Origin of the sequence: Corynebacterium sp. TAE3-ERU2, assembly GCF_019209955.1 — a bacterium.
Lineage (GTDB): Bacteria > Actinomycetota > Actinomycetes > Mycobacteriales > Mycobacteriaceae > Corynebacterium > Corynebacterium megadyptis.
Genome location: NZ_JAHUTL010000004.1, coordinates 190,652 through 209,080, shown reverse-complemented (window position 1 = coordinate 209,080; position 18,429 = coordinate 190,652). Strand labels below are relative to the sequence as shown.

The following is an 18,429-nucleotide window of genomic DNA, read 5'->3' as shown; positions in this document are numbered from 1 at the left end:
GCGGGTGCGTAGATACACCAAATCCGCTGGCGCAGCACCGTTGTGCAGTGGCCGCGCGCAGCGGATCTAGCTGATCATCATGGCGCTACTGAAACAGTGGCGCCGGTGCGATCTTTTTAGTTCTTGAACTTACCGAAAACCTCGTTGGCCTTGTCCTTGATGGCCTCGCCGGCTTCCTCAACCTTGTCCTTGACCTCGGACTTAACCTGCTCGGCCTTGCCCTCGTTCTTGACGTCGTCGTTACCGGTAGCCTCGCCGAAGCCTTCCTTGGCCTTTCCTACGAGGTCGTCCTTTGCGTTTTCAAAATCAGACATAGAGTCTCCTTCCGTTGGTGAACGTTTATCAATCACCGACAATAGGTGTGAAATCCCTCTCGCGCCACGTCGGGTTGCTTTTGAGACCCAATTGTTACCCACCATTGCGTAGGTTACGGAAAAACCCCTGCATAAGCCCCTCGCATTCTTCTCGCAACACGCCGCCAATAAGCTCCGGATGGTGCACGGTGAGCGGATCTAAAGGGATGTCATAGACGGATCCGCAGGCCCCGGTTTTGGGCTCATAGGCCCCGAAGATAATGCGCCCCACCCTGGCGCCGATGGCCGCGCCGGCGCACATGGCGCAGGGCTCGAGAGTGACGACGAGGGTGCAGTCCTCGAGCCGCCAGCCATCGCCGAGCTGCTGGACGGCGGCGCGGATAGCGATTACCTCGGCGTGGGCGGTGGGATCGGCATCGGCTTCTCGACGATTCGTTGCCCGCGCCACCTCGCGGCCCAGCGGGTCCACAATCACCGCACCCACGGGAACGTCCCCGGCGGGTGTATCCGCTGCCACCGCGAGGGCGCGGCGCATGAGCGCGCGGGCCTGCTCAAGGTACTGCGGCTCGGGCAGCGCGCCCTTAGGAGAGCTCGAGGCCGGTGGCATCGGCGAGTTGTTCCTCGAAACCGAGCTCTTCGGCGATCTTCATCACTGCCTCGGAGGGCCAGAGCTCATCATCGTCGAGGATCACGTCCATCACCTGCTCGGACAGACCGACGTCCTCCAAAATTGTGAAATCGCCTTCGGCCCACGGGTCGACGTCATCGAGCTCGTCCTCGTCCAGATCCGGCAGGTCGATGCCGAGCTCATTGAGCACATCCTCGGCGAGGTCATCGTCGAGGGCGTAGGTGGCATCGGAGAGCAGGGCGAATACTCGCGAAGGAGTGGGCCGGACGATAATGAAATAATCGTCCTCGCTGCACAGCAGGGCGAAGGCTGGGCCTTCCGCGCGGAGGCTGCGCACGGCGGCGATGGAGGTGTCTAGGCTTTCAAAGTCATCTTTGTAGCGCTGCACCTGCCATTGGCCGTTGTTGAGGGTAACCACCACAGAAAAGTCGACGCGATCGGCACTCATACCACGTAACCGTAGTCGTTTTGTGCCACACTTGTCGGATGATCCCCCATAACATTTCTCGCCCCGTCTGTATCCTCGGGCTCGGGCTGATCGGCGGCTCCTTGCTGCGCGATCTGCACCGCGCCGGCCACGCCTGCTTTGGCTTTAACCGCTCCCCCTCCGCCGTGTCTACGGCCCAAGATGAGGGCTATGACGTCTCCTCGCAGCTCGAGCCCACTCTTGAGCGTGCGGAAGAGGAAGGCGCCTTGATTGTGTTGGCGGTGCCGATGCCGGCGATCGGCACCATGCTCGATGCCATCGCTAGCTACGCCCCGTCTTGCGGCATCACCGATGTGGTGAGTGTGAAATCTGCGGTGCTCGCCGAGGTGCGCGCCCGCGGCATGGAGGGCCGCTATGTGGGTGGGCACCCCATGGCCGGGACTGCCGATTCCGGCTGGTCGGCCGCCCTCGATGACCTCTTCAAGGGGGCCGCGTGGGTGATTACCTTCGACTACGCAGCAGAGCATCCCGAGGCTGTGGATGAGGATTGGCTGCGGCTGTGGGTGGATTGCGTGCGCATGGCCAGCAAGGTGGGGGCGGAGGTGATTCCGGCGCGGAGCGATCACCACGATTCCGCGGTGGCACGCATCTCGCATGTGCCCCACCTGCTCGCCGAGGCCCTCGCCGTGGTCGGCGATAATGGCGGCCCGCTCGCCCTATCGCTGGCCGCTGGTTCCTTCCGCGATGGCACCCGTGTGGCCAGCTCGGCGCCCTCGCTGGTGCGCGCCATGTGCGAGACCAACCACGAGGCAGTGCTCACCGCCTTGGATGAGGCGCTGGAGTTGCTTAACGACGCCCGCACGCATCTCACCACCTCCGCGCCGAATATTGGCGAGCTGGTGGATTTCGGGTATCGCTCCCGCGTCCGCTTTGAGGCGCGGAGTAATTCCACCCCGAATAACTCCACGCAGATTAGTTCCCGCCCGGTGCTGCGCGTCCAGCCGGGTAGCGCCGCCTGGGTGCAGCAGCTCATTCATGCCGAAAACCTCGGTGCCCGCATCGAGCTGCTCGAGGCCCCCGCACCACTGCCGAGCGAGGATTAGCGGCCACGGCGGGCCCGCAGCGCGCTGTGGGCCCGCACGCCCCTCGCCCTGAAACGCCAGAAAACCCAGTCCATCAGGTGGATGAACTGGGTTTCCGTTGGTGCGCCCGAAGGGATTCGAACCCCTAACCTTCTGATCCGTAGTCAGATGCTCTATCCGTTGAGCTACGGGCGCAGTCCACGTCACTGAGATTTCTCTCGGTGCTGTGCAACGAGAAAATACATTACACCCCCAGCAAAGAAACCGGCAAGTTGCCTGCTCATGAGGCTTTTTGCCGGTTTCTTTCTGCCTGCTAGGCGCGTTGCCCGAAGCAGCTAGCTAGGGCAGCACAAGGTTGAACACGGGCACCGCGAGGAGATACACGGTGGCGGTGATGAGGAAGAGACCAATAATGTTCAGCCCGATACCGCCCTTGACCATCTCGCCGATGCGCACATAGCCGGAACCGAAGGCGATAGCGTTCGGCGGGGTCGCCACCGGCAGCATGAAGGCACAGGTGGCGGCCAGTGCCACCGGGATGGTCAGCAGCAGGACGTTCTCTTCGCCGCCGAGGCTGGTGAGGCCAATACCCACGGCCACACCGCCCAGGATGGGCAGGAAGGCCGCAGCGGTAGCGGTGTTCGAGGTGAACTCGGTGAGGACGAGCACCACAGCGGCAATGACGAAGATGAACAGGACGGTGGGCAGCACATCGAGGCCGCGGGCGAGCTCACCAATCCACAGCGAGAGTCCGGAGACGGAGAACATCTTGGACAGCGCGAGGCCACCACCGAAGAGCAGCAGCACATCCCAGGGGAGTTCCTTGGCGGTCTCCCAGTCGATGAGGCGCACGCCGGTTTTGGCATTGGCGGGAACGATGAACAGCAGAAGCGCTGCGGTCATGCCGATGGCGGCGTCGGCAATATTAAGCGCGGAGCCGCTGATGCGGATGATGATGGGGATGAAGATCCAGGACAGGGCGGTGATGAGGAAGATCAGGCCCACATACTTTTCGCCGCGGCACATCGGGCCCATGGCTTTGATCTCATTACGGATCAGCTCACGCCCGCCGGGGATCTCCTTGATCTCCGGCTTGAACACGCTGATGAGCACGAACCAGGCGATGGCCAGGAACACGGCGGCCAGCGGCACGCCGACCATCATCCACTGCCCGAAGCCGATGTGCACGTCGTGGTTATCGGACATGTAGCCGACCAGCAGGGCATTCGGCGGGGTGCCGATGATGGTGCCCAAGGAACCAATCGAGGCCGAGTAGGCGATGGCGAGCATCAGCGCCGTGGCGAACTTCTTCTGCTTGTCTTGGCCGCCGACTTGGTCAGCGGTGAGCGCCAGCACGGACACGCCGATGGGCAACATCACCACGGCGGTGGCGGTATTGGACACCCACATAGAGAGGAACCCGGTGGCGATCATGAAGCCGGCGATGAGCTGCTTGGGCTTGGTGCCCACCATAAGCACGACGCTGAGTGCCAGACGCCGGTGCAGGTTCCAGCGCTGCATGCCGAGCGCCAGGATAAATCCACCCATAAACAGGAAGATGGTGGGGTTGCCATACTGGCCGGAAACGTCACCGAAGTCCACCAGCTGCGCCAAGGGGAATAGCGCGAGAGGAACCAAGGCGGTGGCGGCCAGCGGGATGGCTTCCGTCATCCACCATGCGCCCATGAGTACGGCACCAGCGGCGGTGGTGCGCAGCGCCTGGTAGGTATAGGGCTGCTCGGCATCCGGATAGGCCTTGTTCACGGTGTCGGCCGCGGATTCCGGGAAGAGATAATAAACGATCAGCGCAAGCACGACGCCCAAAATGAGGCCGAAGGCCTGGCGGCGCCATGCTGAGGCGGGGGGAGCCTCAGCGTCGGCTGCCGGTGCGTGGGCGCTCGACTCGTGAGTAACTGGGGTAGACACAGCGGTACCAGCTTTCCATGTGTGAGTGAAGAAAAACGGGTGTGAAGCCGCTCGCCAACACCTCATGGGCTCTGTGCGGTGATGTCCGACCCCGCATTTCCCCATGTCAATGGGGTCGGGGGCGACGCAAGGCAGCTTCCGTGAAGCATTTTCTGCGAAAGGAAATGCTTACCCTACTTAGAGTAGTTCTCAAGAGGGTTGTTATGAGCCATTTCGCCCGAATTGCTCACAGAACCTGAGAGGATTACCCCTAAATGGATGGGGCTGCCCGTATGTCGCCGCGCTGTCAATGTCAGACGGTTCATTAAAGAAAAGGGGCCGGGCGCCGCTGCTGCAGTGCGCAGGCGACGTCCGGCCCCATCCTCCACTGGAGGTGGCGCAAGTGCGCGGGGACCATGCCCTAGTTCATGGACACCTCGCAGGCCACATCGGCCGGGGTGACGGCCTGTGCCGTGTGAACCTCTGCGTCCTTGACTTGCTTCTTATTGGTGAACACCACGGGAATGATCGTGGAGAAGCCTTCCTTCTCGATCTCGCTGAAGTCCACCCGCACGATCGGGGTTCCTTGGCTTACGCTCTGCCCCTTTTCCACGAGGCGCTCGAAGCCACGGCCTTTCATACTCACGGTGTCAATGCCCACGTGCACGAGCACTTCGAGGCCCTTATCGCTTTTGAGGGCGAAGGCGTGGCCGGTGGGAAAGACCGTCACGAGGGTGCCGTCGATAGGCGCGGTCACCTCGAGCACGCCGCCGGCAGGCTTGAGCGCGAAACCTTGGCCCATCATGCCATCAGCGAATACGGGGTCATCGACCTCGGACATGGCGCATACCTCACCCTCGCAGGGAGCGTGGACCTTGGTTTTCTTGCCGAATCCGAACATTGTTTCTCCTTATAATCTTCTACTCGTCTTGTGCGGGAACGCGGCCCCGCACGCCACGAGCGAGTCTAATCCCGTGGTGAGGCCGCGGCACACACCGCGGCCTCACTCATCCCATGACCTGCTGGGCAGGTGGCATGGATAGGTTATTCCTCAGCTTCCCCGGTGGCGCTGACGCTGCTCGGGGTTTGGCGCACCACTTCGTCGTAGACGAACTGCACCTGGGGGCCGATGATGATCTGCACCGAGTTCTTGGAGGGCTTGATCACACCGAGCACCTTGTTCTGCGGCAGCTTGGGCTCATCGAACTTGCTGCCGTCCTTGACCACCACGCGCAGGCGGGTGGCGCAGTAATCGAGGGAGTCGATGTTCTCGGCGCCGCCGAGGGCGGTGATGATCTTCGCGGCGGTGGCGCGGGTGTCATCATCGCCGGCGTCCTCATCCTCGTCGTTGTCTACCTCGGCGTCCTTACCGCGGCCCGGGGTGGACATGTTGAAGGCGCCGATGAGGAAGTAGAAGATCACGAAGTACAGGGCGAAGTAGACCACGCCGAGTAGCAGTAGCATCCACCACTGGTTTGCTAGCGGGTTGCGGGCAGAGAGCACCATGTCCACGAAACCGGCGGAGAAGCCGAAGCCTGCGGTCCAGTGGAAGGTAGCGGCAATCGCCAGGGAGATACCGGTGAGCAGGGCGTGCACCACATAGAGCACCGGGGCGACGAACATGAAGGAGAACTCGAGCGGCTCGGTCACACCGGTGAAGAAGGCGGCCAGAGCGCCGGCCAGCATCAGCGAGCCGACAACCTTGCGGCGCTTGCCTTCGGCGCGCAGGTAGATGGCCAGTGCGGCACCGGGCAGGCCGAACATCATGATCGGGAAGAAGCCGGCCTGGTATTGACCGATCACGCCCACGACCTCACAGGTGCTGCCGTCCCAGATACCGGGGCAGGTGGCGGCGTCGGTAGCTGCAGAAGCGTCCGCGATGGTGGACGCGCCACCCTGGAACTTGCCGATGTCATTAATGCCGATCACATCGAACCAGAAGATGGAGTTCAGTGCGTGGTGCAGACCGGTGGGGATGAGCAGACGGTTGAAGAAGCCGTACACGCCCGCGCCGCCGGCGCCGAGGCCCTGAATCCAGGTACCGAAGTTGAAGAGCACTCCGTAGATCACCGGCCACACGAAGTAGAAGATGCCGGAGAGAATGATCGAGAAGAAGGAGGTGAGGATCGGCACCAGGCGACGGCCAGAGAAGAAGGCCAGGAAGTCGGGCAGCTTGACCCCGCTGAATCGGTTGTACACCCAGGCGGCGAGCACACCGATGACGATGCCGAAGAGCACGTTATTGTTGCCCACGGCGGACCAGCCCTCAGCAGCCCAGTCGCGGGCGGCCTGGCCGGTGAGTTCCTCGGGATCGCCGATGCCACGGTAGCCGGCCACGGCGCTTTCACCCAGCAGCTTCGTAAGCGTGGCGAAGCCGATGAAACCGGAGAGCGCCGCAGCACCATTGGAGTCCTTGGCCAAGCCAAAAGCAATAGCGATGGCGAAGATCAGGCCGAGGTTGTCCAGAATGGCACTACCCGAGGAGATGAGGATGGAGGCGAAGGCGTTATCAGCGCCCCATCCGGTGGGATCGATCCAATAACCGATACCCATGAGAATTGCCGCCACTGGCAGGACGGCCACAGCGCCCATGAGGGCCTTGCCCAGACGCTGTAGTGAAGTCATTACTTTATTCATGACCTGCACTCACCCCTTCTTGTATGGAAATAGATGTGTTTTATTGTGCGTATCCGTGCAGATACACCGCGAGAAAAGCGGTCTCTCCGCGAAGTTTTTTATCTAAGGTGTCCGTGCCCGCAAGGTCGCGTATCACGTCCTCGGCCAACTCCCATTCCTCCGGCAATTGCCGAGAAATAGTGCTGGCGAGGGCATTGCTGCGATAGTTCTGCTCCCGCAGCCGCGTGAGGAGATAACGGAGCCGAATAGGCAAGGAATCATCTGCTGCGTCGCGCTTATCGACGCTCACCTCATCGCCCATTCCCGGAGCGGTAATGCGGAGCCGCCGGTGAATGAGCTGCTCCGCCCGGGAAATAGCATTGGCCGTAGCCAAGGGCTTTTTCACGGTGTCGCCTGTGCGGGCGGCGGTGAGGTGGAGGGTGATAAACGCGGCCTCATCAAGCGGCAGATCGCGGGTGTCGAGGTTGGCGTTGAGGTAGTGCACCACCACTTCCGCGGCGGAAAAGGCCTCGGGGAATACCGCTTTGATCTCGTTGACGAGGGTGTTTTCGATGAGCTCGCCGCGATCGACGCGCTCAACTGCTGCCGAGAGATGCTCGGTGAGAATCACATAGATTGAGGGATGCAATTCCCCCAGCACATCCACGGCTAAGTCTATGGCGGCGCTAATTACGGCCAGCTGGGCGGCGTTGATACGGCCGAGGCTGGTGAGGATTTCTTCCTGCTCCGCGGTGAGCTCCACATATTCTTGCCGATTTTCTGCGGCAGTGACCTCAGCGCGAGACATGATGTCTCCGATGGATGCGCCGAAGCCAAGTCCTTTGCCCACAATCACTTTGGACTGGGGGGCTGGGCCCTCGGAATCGCGCACCACCACGGCGTTATTGCTCAGCACACGAGCTATACGAAGCTCTGTCATGCCTGCTCACCTCCGGTGTGTCAAGGGGATCAACTCCCACGTCGTGAATCTCACCGATCCAGCAGCAGTGGCTGGTCGGCGGGGATCGTCACTATGGGAGTATCCAGTGCGCGGTGATGCCTGATCGAATCAGTGACACCCGAGGGCTGTGATACACCCCAAAGTGTATCTGGTTATAACGTCAGATGAGTACGGAATGTGGACAAAGACACAACGGAGCATCCGCACATGTGGGGGTAGCAATAAGAAAACCCCTGCGCACCAGCGGCAACAGGGGTGTAGGGAAAAGATGCAGGGCTCTTAGCCTCGCTGCGGCTTCCAGCCATAACCTTGAGCCACCTGCACCAATAGCGTGGGATAGTCGGTGATGATCCCATCTACCCCCGCCTCGATCTGATCGCGCATCGTGGGCTCATCATTGACCGTCCACGGGATCACCTTCAGCCCCAGTTCATGGGCGCGATCCACATACTCGGCGGTGGCCACGGGGTGATAGTCCCCCTCCCCCGCCGTGGTCCCATAGGGCACCGCATAGCCCGGGCTGACCACATCGGCGCCGAGCTGCTGCACCGCGGCCAGCACATCGCCGTCCGTGTCCTCGTAGCTCACCGATCCCAGCCAGGGGGAGTTCTCGGTCCAGGTGGTCTCATCGTAGAGCGCCACCGTGGGCACCTCGGGGGCGATATCCTGCACGATCTCGAGGCTGGACCAGTCGAAACTTTGAATGGTGATCTTCTCCCGCAGCCCCGCCTCATCGGCGGCGGCGAGAATGGCGTCCACAAACTCCCGCGGCGGGGCGGACTCGGCAGGGTTCTCGGCCTCGATCTTGGTCTCGATATTGTATTTGACCTCGGGGTTCTTCTCCTTGGCTAGCGCGAATACCTCGGAGAGCTGGGCGATCCTATTGTCCGTGGCCGGGGTGGCGTCCGGGAAATCCTCCAGCGTCTTATCGCAGCGCAGCGTCTCCAGCTGGGCATAGCTGAGCTCGTGGACGAGCGCGCCCACATAGGGATACTGCTCATCGCTCTCGGTAGCGGGCTCGGTATCGGCGCACTTTGTGTCCTCGATGCGGGGATCGTGCCACACCATGGGCACCCCATCGGCACTCATCACGATATCCAGCTCGAGGGTATCCACCCCGAGATCGAGGGCGTGGGAAAACGCCGTGAGGGATTCCTCGGTGTGCTCTCCCCTACCACCGCGATGCGCCTGCACATCGAGGCCGGCGGCATCCACCGTGGCGGTCTCGGCAGGGGTGGTATCGGCGGTGGATTCGGAGCCGGAGCGGTCCGAGGAACCGGAGGAGCATCCAGCAAGTAATAGCGACCCGGCAGCAAGCACACAGAGATTCTGGCGCAGTGTCATCTCATCTCCTTAGAGGTTGTTCACTCACGATCGGGCGGGACGTGGCTGGAGGGAGGCGTCGATAAGCGCAGCACTACCCCGCACTCACCGCCCACTCTAAGGCGGAGATGTTCCCCTTCGCGCGCTAACCTACGATTGCGTACCCACGCTCGCTACCCCCGCCCCGCGCCATAGACCCGGCGCGAGGCTCCAACGGCGAACACGAGCAGCACCACCGCCACCGCGGCGCCGAAGCCAAGCATCTGCGGATACCCGAAACGGCCCGAGAGCGCTGTGAGCACCGCGGGGAAAATCATGCCGGTATAGGTGAGCGAGTAGTACACGCCGGAGAGACTTCCCAGCTCATTGGGTGCGGCGACCTCGATCGTCTCAGATAGGCCGGTGTACATGCAGGAGCCATAGGAAATCCCCAGCAGCACGCAGGCCAAGGCGACCCGCACCAAGCTCAGGTGCTCCACCACGTACACCGCGGTGCTCATCGCTAGCACCACGGCACCCAAGCTGAGCGCGGGGCGCAGGTGTGCCGGCACCAGCGGCATGCCGCGCTGCACCACGAAGCCGGTGATGAGCACGATGGTGATGAACATGCCGGTGAGAGCAATGGGATGCTCCATCTCGGGCTGGAAGCGCTGCGGCAGGATGGCGTTGCCCACGAAGGCGGTGCCGAATACCCAGGGCGCCACGGCGGCGGCGAGGAAGATGAAGCGGAAACTGAACATGGCGCGCAGGGGAAATATGCCGCTGCGGCCATAATGGCCGGGCCCACGGCGCGGGGATTGGCGGGTTTCCTGCACCCCGAAGAGCAGCGGCTGGAAGGCGAGAGTGAGCAGGATATGAAAGACGAAGGGCAGCTGACCCGGCAGCGGCGCCCACTGCCCGATCAGCCCAGAGGCGCCCGCGCCCAGGCCGAAGCCGGCACTGAGCGACATCGCCACGCGCATCGCCCCCGAGGAGGGCGCGGCGCTGGGATCGAAGCGCGGAGAGGAGAGCTCTTTGATCCAACTGCCGCCCGCGGTCATGGCCATGCCCACGGCAGTACCAGCGCAGAAACGCCCGAGCCCCATGAGCCAGGCGGTCTGCTCGCCGCTGGCAATGAGCACAGAACCCACCAGCGCCACGATGGGGGCGGGCAGCATGAGCGCCCGCCGACCATAGCGATCCGAGAGTGGGCCGGTGGCCAAGAGCCCGATCGCCACGCCGATGGCGTAATACACCAGCATGAGGTCCACGACCACGGCGGCCAGCGCTCCCTGCCCGCGGTAGTACACCAGCATCGGCGTGAAGCCATTTCCTCCCCACGCCACCCCGAACACAGGAAGCGCAACCCGAAGCCACTGCTTATCCTTCATGATTGTGAACTGTATTACATATGCGGCTGTTGTGGGGCGAGTTCGAGGAGCTTATCGACGCTGGGAGCTAGCCGCTCAGCGCGGGCGGCGGTGAGCACAACGGGCGGGCGTTCCATGAACATCGCCTACTGTGGGGCACGGTATTCATGGCGGTCGGAACAGGACCCGCGCATGCACAAACCCCAGCTCATCATGGCGATGAACTGGGGTTATCTGTGGTGCGCCCGAAGGGATTCGAACCCCTAACCTTCTGATCCGTAGTCAGATGCTCTATCCGTTGAGCTACGGGCGCATTCTCACACTCTCCGAAGAGAGGTGAGAGCGGAGACGAGAGGATTTGAACCTCCGGCCCTCCGTTAAGAGGGCAACTCATTAGCAGTGAGCCCCATTCGGCCGCTCTGGCACGTCTCCACGCGCATACGCAATGCGCTCAGGCCATAATAGCAATCATTTGTGGGGGCGCAAAAACCGTGGGTATCAGGCGACGAGTGCTAGTGTTAGGCACCATGATTCGCCCTGATCTTGCTTCTTTGCCGGCCTATGTTCCGGGCAAGCGCAACCCGCGCGCCCTCAAGCTATCCAGTAATGAAGTGGCGAGTGGCCCGCTGCCGGCCGTGCTCACCGCCATGGAGCAGGCCACCTCCCAGGCGAACCGCTATCCAGACATGGCAGCACTGGATATCCGGGAACAGCTCGCCGCGCACCTCGACCTAAAGGTCGAGCAGGTGGCCGTGGGCTGCGGCTCCTCCGCGCTGTGCCAGCAATTGGTGCAGATCGCCTGCGATCGCGGCGAAGAGGTGGTGTTCCCGTGGCGCTCCTTCGAGGCCTATCCCATCTTCGCCCAGGTGGCCAACGCCACCGGCGTGCCGGTGCCGCTGACCGCGGATCATCGCCTCGACCTGCCCGCCATGGCTGCGGCAATCACCGACTCCACCCGCCTGGTATTCGTGTGCAATCCGAATAACCCCACCGGCACCACCATCACCGCAGCCGAGTTTGCTGAATTCATGCAGGCCGTGCCGCAGGATGTGATCGTGGCCCTCGATGAGGCCTACTTCGAGTACATGCGCGCCACCGACACCCCCATCGGGCACACGGCGATCCACGAGTACCCGAACCTCGTTGCTCTGCGCACCTTCTCGAAGGCCTATGGCTTGGCCGCTATGCGCATTGGTTATGCCTTCGGCGCCCCCGAGATCATCGAGGCGCTGAACAAGGTGGCCATCCCCTTCGGCGTGAATGCCGTGGCCCAGGCCGCCGCGAGTGCCTCGTTGGCCGAGTCCGCGCAGCTGCTGCAGCGCACCGATGAGGTGGTGGAGCAGCGGCAGCGGGTGTGCCAGGAGCTGCAGGCGGTGCCCTCCGAGGCGAACTTTGTGTGGATTCCACGCGAGGATGCGCTCGAGGTGGCGTCGGCACTAGCGGATAAGGATGTGCTGGTGCGCGCCTTCCCGGAGGGGCTGCGCGTGACCGTGACCAACGCTGCGGAGATGGATCGTCTGCTGAGCGTGTGGCGGGAGCTGGGGCTTTAACCTCTTAGGTCTCTTAGGCTTCTTAGGCCGCTGCGCCAGCCCCCATGCCGCAGCCTGTACCAGCAAAAAAATGTAGCGCGGCACTGAAAATAACCAGTGTCGCGCTACATCTATATGCGGAGGCGGAGGGATTTGAACCCCCGGACCGTTTCACGGGTCGCTCGCTTTCAAGGCGAGTGCATTCGGCCGCTCTGCCACGCCTCCCTGCCTGCGTGGACCGCACTCGCAGGGGCGGGTGGGCCACAGACTCCAGTCATCCTAGCCGATTCGCCCCGCGTTCACCTACTGTGGAGGCTATGACTGAACACACAAAGCACGACACAATGAAAGCTATCACTCTCGTTGAATCCGATAACCCCAAGCGCCCGGATCTGGTGTGGGATGAGGTAGAGCGTCCCAGCCTCGCCGCGGGCGAGGTGTTGGTGGAGGTCAAGGCCGCGGGCGTCAATCGCGCCGATCTGGCGCAGCGCGCTGGCGCCTATCCGCCGCCGGAGGGTGCCTCCGAGATCCTCGGCCTAGAGATTGCGGGCGTGGTGGCCGATCCGGGCGATAGCGACTACGCAGTGGGCGATAAGGTGTGCGCCCTGCTCGCGGGCGGCGGCTATGCCGAATACGCCGCGGTGCCGGCAGGCCAGCTGCTCCCGATTCCTGAGGGCTGGAGCTTCACCGAGGCTGCGTCCATCGTGGAGGTGGCCACCACGGTGTGGTCGAATATTGTGATGACCGCCCATCTGGAGAAGGGCCAGACGCTGCTGGTGCACGGCGGTGGCGGCGGTATCGGCACCTTCGCTATTCAGCTCGGCAAGGCCCTGGGCTGCACCGTGGCGGGCACGGCCGGTTCCGCCGAGAAGGTGGAGCTGATGACCCAGCTGGGCGCCGATGTAGCTATTAACTATAAGGAGCAGGACTTCGCCGAGGTCATGCGCAATAAGTGCAATGTGATCCTGGATGTGGTCGGCGGCTCCTACCTGGATTCCAATGTGAAGGCACTGGCCATGGACGGCACGGTGACCATCATTGGTTTAATCGGCGGCCCCAAGGGCGAGCTGAACGTGGGCCGACTGCTCTCGAAGCGCGGCACTCTCGCCGCCACCACCCTGCGTAATCGTTCCATCGAGGACAAGGCAGAGATCGTGCGCAAGACCCAGCAGGGGGTGTGGCCGCTGCTGGAATCCGGCGAGATCAGCCACCAGATCTCCACGGTGCTGCCGATTACTGAGGCCGCGGAGGCGCACCGGATCATGGCCAAGGGCGAAATGACCGGCAAGATCATCCTCGAGATCTCCTAAGCACCCCTCCCCCGCCGGCGCAGCCAAGGCCCTATCCTGAGCGCGCCGCAGCGGGCACGGCTGCCGCCGCATATACACACCACCGCCGCGCAGCGAGGAAACGGTACTCGGCTGCGCGGCGGTGAGTTCTGCTCTGAAGGCTTCTTCTATGAGGCCAGCGAGGCTGGTGACAACAGCGGCGGTTATGCCAGCGAGGCCAGCACCCGGGCGAGCTGGTCGATATCGTATTCGGAGTTATAGGGCGCCAACCCGATGGTCACCGCACCCCCGGCGTCGGTGACGCCCATCTCGTCCAGCAGCGGCGAGGCGGGCGGAAGCACGGTGGCAATGCCATTGGAGGCGAGCCGCTCCTGCACGGTGGCGGCGGGAACATCCGGCAGCACCACGGAGATCCGCGGAATACGATCTAAGTCCAGGGCCCCGAGGTCGGTGGCATCACCGGAGACGCCCACGATGTGCACCCCGTGCAGGGTGAGTGATTCGAGCAGGTGATGATACACCTTGCTCAAATGGCTGGACATGTCCTCGAAGGCCATCTCAAGGCGACGCCGGCGGTTACCGCTGGCGTTTTCGTTGAGGTCTGCGTAGTGGTCGATGATCGGCGGCACACCGCCGAGCAGCCCTGGGGAGACGGCGGGAAATTCCAGCGGCCGCTGCAACCGGCCCAGCATGCTTGCGGAGCGGAACACGAGGGCGGACACGTCGGGACCACCCATGCCGGAGACATCCAGCACCGCGATGTCGATGCCGAGCTCATCCATCGAGCTCAAGCGATAGGGCACCACGTCGCTGAGATCGGCCAGCACCCAGGCGCGGGCGCGACTGTGGGTGGCCTCGGCGATGCTGGTGATATCGTGCACCACGCCCAGCAGGCCATCGGCCGCGGGCAGCGCCACCAGGCGGGTGGCTCCCGTGACGAGCTCACTGAACTGTTCGGCGGGAATGGAGCCGAGGGTGAGATCGTATTGGGCGTAGATGGTGTTCTTGGCCTCGCGAGCAAAGGGCTCGAAGATCGGGTCCGGGCTGAGCACCACATCGGAGCGACGCAGCCGCGAGGAAATTGAGCGTGCCAGCGCGATGAGCAGGTCTTGGCGATTCGGGCCTAGGACCACGCAGTCGGCGCGGGTGCCCAAGAGGTCAGCAATAGCGCGACGGGCCGCGTCCTCGGTATCCTGCGCCCCCGTGCGCCCCACGCTATAGCTACGTGAATGGTGCCCAGTGGTGGGCTCGGGGCGCATCATGCTGCGACTGGTGCGGAAAGCATTGGAGAGGCCGGCGTAAACCTTTTCCGGAATTTGGGTCTGCGGGGCGTTGAGATAGATCCAACCATCACTCAACGAGACGTAGAGTCCACGTACACGTGGGGCATCGAAGACCATCCTGTGTTGAACGCTCCTTTACTTCTCGTGGTACCCCGCCGGATTGCACGGCACGCCGGCCGCTGGTGTCGCTGCGTACAGCCTTACCAACGGTAGTACACAGCTTACCCACCGCCCTAAGGTTTCCTGCAAGGCAAGCATCTAGCTCACAGAATGTTCACTCTAACCCCGCCGCCGTGCCTCCCTTCGGGTGTCTCCTGCGTCGCAGGGACCACGTGCGCCACACCTGAGACACCCGCCGCAGCCGCCGTAGCCGCCGTGCTCCACCGCGTGCCCCACGCCCCACACCCCCGCCTCACGCATCCCACACAGCGCCACTCGCACACCCCACGCAACGCCCCAGGCGCGCCACCCCGCCGCCGATCTAGTCCACTTTTAGCGGCTGAACCTATAGGGTTATTTACTGTGTCAGACAGCCAATCACGCAACTTAGAGGCCACGATCGAGCGGATTACCCGCACGGATGAGACCACGGCGCCGCCTTCGCGTTCCCAGACGTTCGCGGCCGCGTGGTCGGATTTGGTGCGGGGCGCACAGCAGAATGAGCTGTGGCTGCAGCTCGGCTGGCAGGACATTAAGCAGCGCTATCGCCGCTCGGTGCTGGGCCCGCTGTGGATCACGATCGCTACGGGCGTGATGGCCCTCGCTTTGGGTCTGCTCTATTCGGTTCTTTTCCGCATTCCTTTGGCGGAGTTCCTGCCGCATGTGACGGTGGGGTTGATCATGTGGAACTTCATCTCGGGCTGTATCCGCGAGGGCTCGGAGGTGTTCATCGCCAATGAGGGTTTGATTAAGCAGCTGCCCTCGGCGCTATCGGTGCATGTGTATCGCCTGGTGTGGAAGCAGACGCTGTTTTTGGCCCATAACTTGGTTATTTGGGTGATCCTGATGCTGGTTTTCCCGCGCAGTTTGGGCTGGGAGCTGCTGCTGGCCATCCCCGCGATGGTGCTGTTGCTGCTCAATGGCGTGTGGGTGGCTATGTTCTTTGGCATTGTCTCCACCCGTTTCCGCGATATTTCCCCGCTGCTGGAGGCGCTGACCCAGCTGCTGTTTTATGTGACTCCGATTGTGTGGACCACCCAAACTCTGAAGGATCAGGGCGGCCAGGTTGAGGGCCGTGCCCGGCTCGCGGAGTTGAATCCGCTGTATCACTACATGGAGGTTATCCGCGCCCCCTTGATCGGCGCGCCGCTGCCGGTTTATCACTGGTGGGTGGTGTTGGGCTTCACCGCCGCCGGTTTGATTCTGGCGCTGCTGGCGATGCGCACGTGGCGCTATCGCGTCAGCTATTGGGTGTAGTGCTTTTTCGCTTATCGACGCCTCCCTCCACTTTCACTTCCACATAAAGGTGCACAACGATCCCATGGTCTCTATCGATACCTACAATGCCTGCGTTGATTTCCCGATCTTCGACGCCAAAACCCGCTCGCTGAAGAAGGCGGCGCTGGGCGCTGCCGGCGGCATCATTGGCAAGAATGACTCCAATGTGGTGGTCGTGGAGGCGCTGCGCGATATCAATCTGCATCTGCAGGAGGGCGACCGCGTCGGCCTGGTAGGCCACAATGGCGCGGGTAAGTCCACGCTGCTGCGGCTGCTCTCTGGGATCTATGAGCCCACCCGCGGCTCGGCGCATGTGCGCGGCCGGGTGGCGCCCGTCTTTGATCTGGGCGTGGGCATGGATCCGGAGATCTCCGGCTACGAAAACATCATCATTCGCGGCTTGTTCCTGGGCCAAACGCGCCAGCAGATGAAGAAGAAGATGGATGAGATCGCCGATTTCACCGATCTTGGCGATTATTTGGCCATGCCGCTGCGTACCTACTCCACCGGTATGCGCATCCGCCTCGCACTGGGTGTGGTCACCTCTATCGAGCCGGAGATTCTGCTGCTGGATGAGGGCATCGGCGCGGTGGATGCGGAGTTTATGGCGAAGGCGCGCAAGCGCCTCCAGGAGTTGGTGCAGCGCTCCGGCATCTTGGTGTTTGCCTCGCACTCGAATGACTTTTTGGCCCAGCTCTGCGATACGGCGCTGTGGATTGATCATGGCACGATCAAGCAGGCCGGCACGGTGCCGGATGTGGTGGAGGCCTATGAGGGCAAGGGCGCGGCCGATCATGTGCGCCGCCTGCTGGCCCATATCGATGATCCCGCGGAGCAGAACTAGCAGTCGCGCTCGCCTCGAGCGCAGCCGCCGCCCTTGCTGCGGTATGAGAAGATAAAAGCTATGCCGCTGCACACTACGGATTCCATTGCCGCTGTTATCGTCACCCACCACCGCGCCGAGTTGCTGCGCCACTCTCTCGAGATTGTGGCCACCCAGACCCATCCGGTCGAGCACATCATCGTGGTGGATAATGGCGCCGAAGACGCGGTGCGGCAGCTGGTAGAGGAGGTTGCCGGGGAGCGTGGCGTCTATCTGCCGAGCCGCACCAATCTAGGCGGTGCGGGTGGTTTTGCCTATGGCTTCCTTACGGCCCTGGCGCTCGGTGCGGATGCTATCTGGTGCGCGGATGATGATGGCCGCCCGGAGGATACCGAGGTGCTTGCCACCTTGGTGCGCTGCGCCGAGGCCCACGGGCTGGACGAGGTCTCCCCTGTGGTGTGCAATCTGCAGCAGCCCGATAAGCTCGCCTTCCCGCTGCGCCGCGGGGTGGAGTGGCGGCGCTACCGCTCGGAGCTGGGCGAGGAGGAGCTGCTTGAGGGCATCGCCTCGCTGTTTAATGGGGCGTTGATTTCGCGAACCGCGACCGAGCGCATCGGCGTGCCGGATCTGCGGCTGTTCATCCGCGGCGACGAGGTGGAATATCATCGCCGCTTGGCGCGCTCGGGCCTGCGCTTCGGCACCTGTTTGCAGACGGCTTATCTGCACCCCGATGGTTCGGAGGAGTTTAAGCCGATCTTGGGCGGGCGCATGCACACCCAGTACCCGGATAATGAGGGCAAGCGCTTTTTCACCTACCGCAATCGCGGCTATCTGATGAATCAGCCCGGCATGCGCAAGCTGCTACCGCAGGAGTATGCCCGTTTCGGCTGGTTCTTTTTGGTGCAGCGCAAGGATCCGCGGGGTTTCCTCGAGTGGTTCAAGCTGCACCAGCAGGGCCGCCGGGAGCGCTTCGAGCGCCCCTAAACAGCCGCTAGCGCACTTTGAAGATCCACAACCGCTGCACGATGAAGTTGATCACGGTGGCGGTGCCTTGGGCGATCACGAAGGCCGCCACGGTGGATAGCCGCTCGCCCCAGCCCCAGCCGTAGAAGATGTTGTAGCCCACGGCGAAGAAGCCGAGGTTCACCACTGCGGTGATGGTGTAGAGAACCGCCACGGCGCTAAAGCGCTTGGCCGAGGGCTCGGCTTGGAAGGTCCAGCGGCGGTTGATCATGTAGGCGGTGAGCGTGCCAAAGATGAATCCCACGAGACGCCCGAGATTTTTGTCCACGCCAAAGACGATGTGCAGCAGATAGGTCAGGCCGAGGTCCACCACGGCCGAGAGGCCACCGGAGACAATGAACTTGAAGGCCTGCACGTGCAGCGACTTATCCTTGGACGCCATCGCGCCGGCGTCGAGGCCCTCTACGGAGGGCAGCGGTCCGGTGTATTCGGGCTTGGTC

General features: G+C 62.7%; 17 protein-coding genes and 4 tRNA genes. 6 read left to right on the top strand and 15 right to left on the bottom strand.

Annotated elements, in window-relative coordinates; all coding sequences use genetic code 11:
• Positions 1 to 116 precede the first annotated feature (116 nt).
• From KRX12_RS07235 to KRX12_RS07225, 3 genes are all read right to left on the bottom strand, one after another.
• Positions 117 to 314, bottom strand: coding sequence for a CsbD family protein (locus KRX12_RS07235; RefSeq protein WP_218366197.1), 198 nt, complete (start codon positions 312 to 314; stop codon positions 117 to 119).
• A 94-nt stretch (positions 315 to 408) separates the two neighbouring features.
• Positions 409 to 921 (bottom strand): nucleoside deaminase, encoded by a 513-nt coding sequence (locus tag KRX12_RS07230; RefSeq protein WP_218366196.1) that lies wholly within the window; start codon positions 919 to 921, stop codon positions 409 to 411.
• Positions 896 to 1,390: a tRNA adenosine deaminase-associated protein gene (locus tag KRX12_RS07225; RefSeq protein WP_151530396.1), complete on the bottom strand. Its 495-nt coding sequence runs from the start codon at positions 1,388 to 1,390 to the stop codon at positions 896 to 898. Before KRX12_RS07225 ends, KRX12_RS07230 begins: the two co-directional genes overlap by 26 nt.
• A gap of 38 nt (positions 1,391 to 1,428) precedes the next feature.
• Between KRX12_RS07225 and KRX12_RS07220 the strand changes: the two genes are divergently transcribed.
• Positions 1,429 to 2,472: a prephenate dehydrogenase gene (locus KRX12_RS07220; RefSeq protein ID WP_218366195.1), complete on the top strand. Its 1,044-nt coding sequence runs from the start codon at positions 1,429 to 1,431 to the stop codon at positions 2,470 to 2,472.
• Between the two features lie 98 nt (positions 2,473 to 2,570).
• Here the strand turns inward: KRX12_RS07220 and KRX12_RS07215 are convergent.
• The 9 genes from KRX12_RS07215 to KRX12_RS07175 form a co-directional block, all read right to left on the bottom strand.
• Positions 2,571 to 2,646 (bottom strand) — tRNA-Arg (locus KRX12_RS07215).
• Positions 2,647 to 2,790: 144 nt separating this feature from the next.
• Positions 2,791 to 4,377, bottom strand: coding sequence for a DASS family sodium-coupled anion symporter (locus tag KRX12_RS07210; RefSeq protein ID WP_218364720.1), 1,587 nt, complete (start codon positions 4,375 to 4,377; stop codon positions 2,791 to 2,793).
• 400 nt (positions 4,378 to 4,777) lie between these two features.
• Positions 4,778 to 5,257: a PTS glucose transporter subunit IIA gene (locus tag KRX12_RS07205; RefSeq protein WP_218366194.1), complete on the bottom strand. Its 480-nt coding sequence runs from the start codon at positions 5,255 to 5,257 to the stop codon at positions 4,778 to 4,780.
• A gap of 143 nt (positions 5,258 to 5,400) precedes the next feature.
• Complete coding sequence (gene nagE, locus KRX12_RS07200) at positions 5,401 to 6,993, bottom strand: N-acetylglucosamine-specific PTS transporter subunit IIBC (protein ID WP_218366193.1); 1,593 nt, start codon at positions 6,991 to 6,993, stop codon at positions 5,401 to 5,403.
• Between the two features lie 40 nt (positions 6,994 to 7,033).
• Positions 7,034 to 7,912 (bottom strand): PRD domain-containing protein, encoded by an 879-nt coding sequence (locus KRX12_RS07195; protein ID WP_218364723.1) that lies wholly within the window; start codon positions 7,910 to 7,912, stop codon positions 7,034 to 7,036.
• 300 nt (positions 7,913 to 8,212) lie between these two features.
• Positions 8,213 to 9,277: a glycerophosphodiester phosphodiesterase family protein gene (locus KRX12_RS07190; protein WP_218366192.1), complete on the bottom strand. Its 1,065-nt coding sequence runs from the start codon at positions 9,275 to 9,277 to the stop codon at positions 8,213 to 8,215.
• A 152-nt stretch (positions 9,278 to 9,429) separates the two neighbouring features.
• Positions 9,430 to 10,626, bottom strand: coding sequence for an MFS transporter (locus KRX12_RS07185; RefSeq protein WP_218366191.1), 1,197 nt, complete (start codon positions 10,624 to 10,626; stop codon positions 9,430 to 9,432).
• Between the two features lie 216 nt (positions 10,627 to 10,842).
• Positions 10,843 to 10,918: transfer RNA gene (locus KRX12_RS07180), tRNA-Arg, on the bottom strand.
• A 30-nt stretch (positions 10,919 to 10,948) separates the two neighbouring features.
• Positions 10,949 to 11,037: transfer RNA gene (locus KRX12_RS07175), tRNA-Ser, on the bottom strand.
• Positions 11,038 to 11,132: 95 nt separating this feature from the next.
• Here KRX12_RS07175 and hisC point away from each other — a divergent pair.
• Entirely contained in the window at positions 11,133 to 12,155 is a 1,023-nt protein-coding gene (gene hisC, locus KRX12_RS07170; protein WP_218366190.1) for a histidinol-phosphate transaminase, read from the top strand.
• A 117-nt stretch (positions 12,156 to 12,272) separates the two neighbouring features.
• Here the strand turns inward: hisC and KRX12_RS07165 are convergent.
• Positions 12,273 to 12,359 (bottom strand) — tRNA-Ser (locus KRX12_RS07165).
• Between the two features lie 119 nt (positions 12,360 to 12,478).
• On the opposite strand from KRX12_RS07165, the gene KRX12_RS07160 reads away from it, so the two are divergent.
• Positions 12,479 to 13,444 carry an NAD(P)H-quinone oxidoreductase gene (locus KRX12_RS07160; protein ID WP_218366252.1) on the top strand — a complete coding sequence of 322 codons (966 nt, stop codon included), beginning with the start codon at positions 12,479 to 12,481 and terminating at the stop codon, positions 13,442 to 13,444.
• A 182-nt stretch (positions 13,445 to 13,626) separates the two neighbouring features.
• On the opposite strand, the gene KRX12_RS07155 is transcribed toward KRX12_RS07160, so the two are convergent.
• On the bottom strand, positions 13,627 to 14,781 hold the full coding sequence (locus KRX12_RS07155; protein ID WP_218364727.1) for an aminotransferase class V-fold PLP-dependent enzyme: 1,155 nt from the start codon (positions 14,779 to 14,781) through the stop codon (positions 13,627 to 13,629).
• Positions 14,782 to 15,228: 447 nt separating this feature from the next.
• Here KRX12_RS07155 and KRX12_RS07150 point away from each other — a divergent pair, with 447 nt between their 5' ends.
• The 3 genes from KRX12_RS07150 (at position 15,229) to KRX12_RS07140 (ending at position 17,950) form a co-directional block, all read left to right on the top strand.
• Positions 15,229 to 16,122, top strand: a complete 894-nt coding sequence (locus KRX12_RS07150; RefSeq protein WP_218364729.1) for an ABC transporter permease — start codon at positions 15,229 to 15,231, stop codon at positions 16,120 to 16,122.
• 64 nt (positions 16,123 to 16,186) lie between these two features.
• The gene (locus KRX12_RS07145; protein WP_218364731.1) at positions 16,187 to 16,987 is read left to right on the top strand and encodes an ABC transporter ATP-binding protein; all 801 of its coding nucleotides are present in this window, start codon (positions 16,187 to 16,189) and stop codon (positions 16,985 to 16,987) included.
• A 60-nt stretch (positions 16,988 to 17,047) separates the two neighbouring features.
• On the top strand, positions 17,048 to 17,950 hold the full coding sequence (locus KRX12_RS07140; RefSeq protein ID WP_151550329.1) for a glycosyltransferase: 903 nt from the start codon (positions 17,048 to 17,050) through the stop codon (positions 17,948 to 17,950).
• A gap of 7 nt (positions 17,951 to 17,957) precedes the next feature.
• Here KRX12_RS07140 and KRX12_RS07135 read toward each other — a convergent pair whose 3' ends face one another.
• Positions 17,958 to 18,371 carry a GtrA family protein gene (locus KRX12_RS07135; protein WP_218364890.1) on the bottom strand — a complete coding sequence of 138 codons (414 nt, stop codon included), beginning with the start codon at positions 18,369 to 18,371 and terminating at the stop codon, positions 17,958 to 17,960.
• Positions 18,372 to 18,429 lie beyond the last annotated feature (58 nt).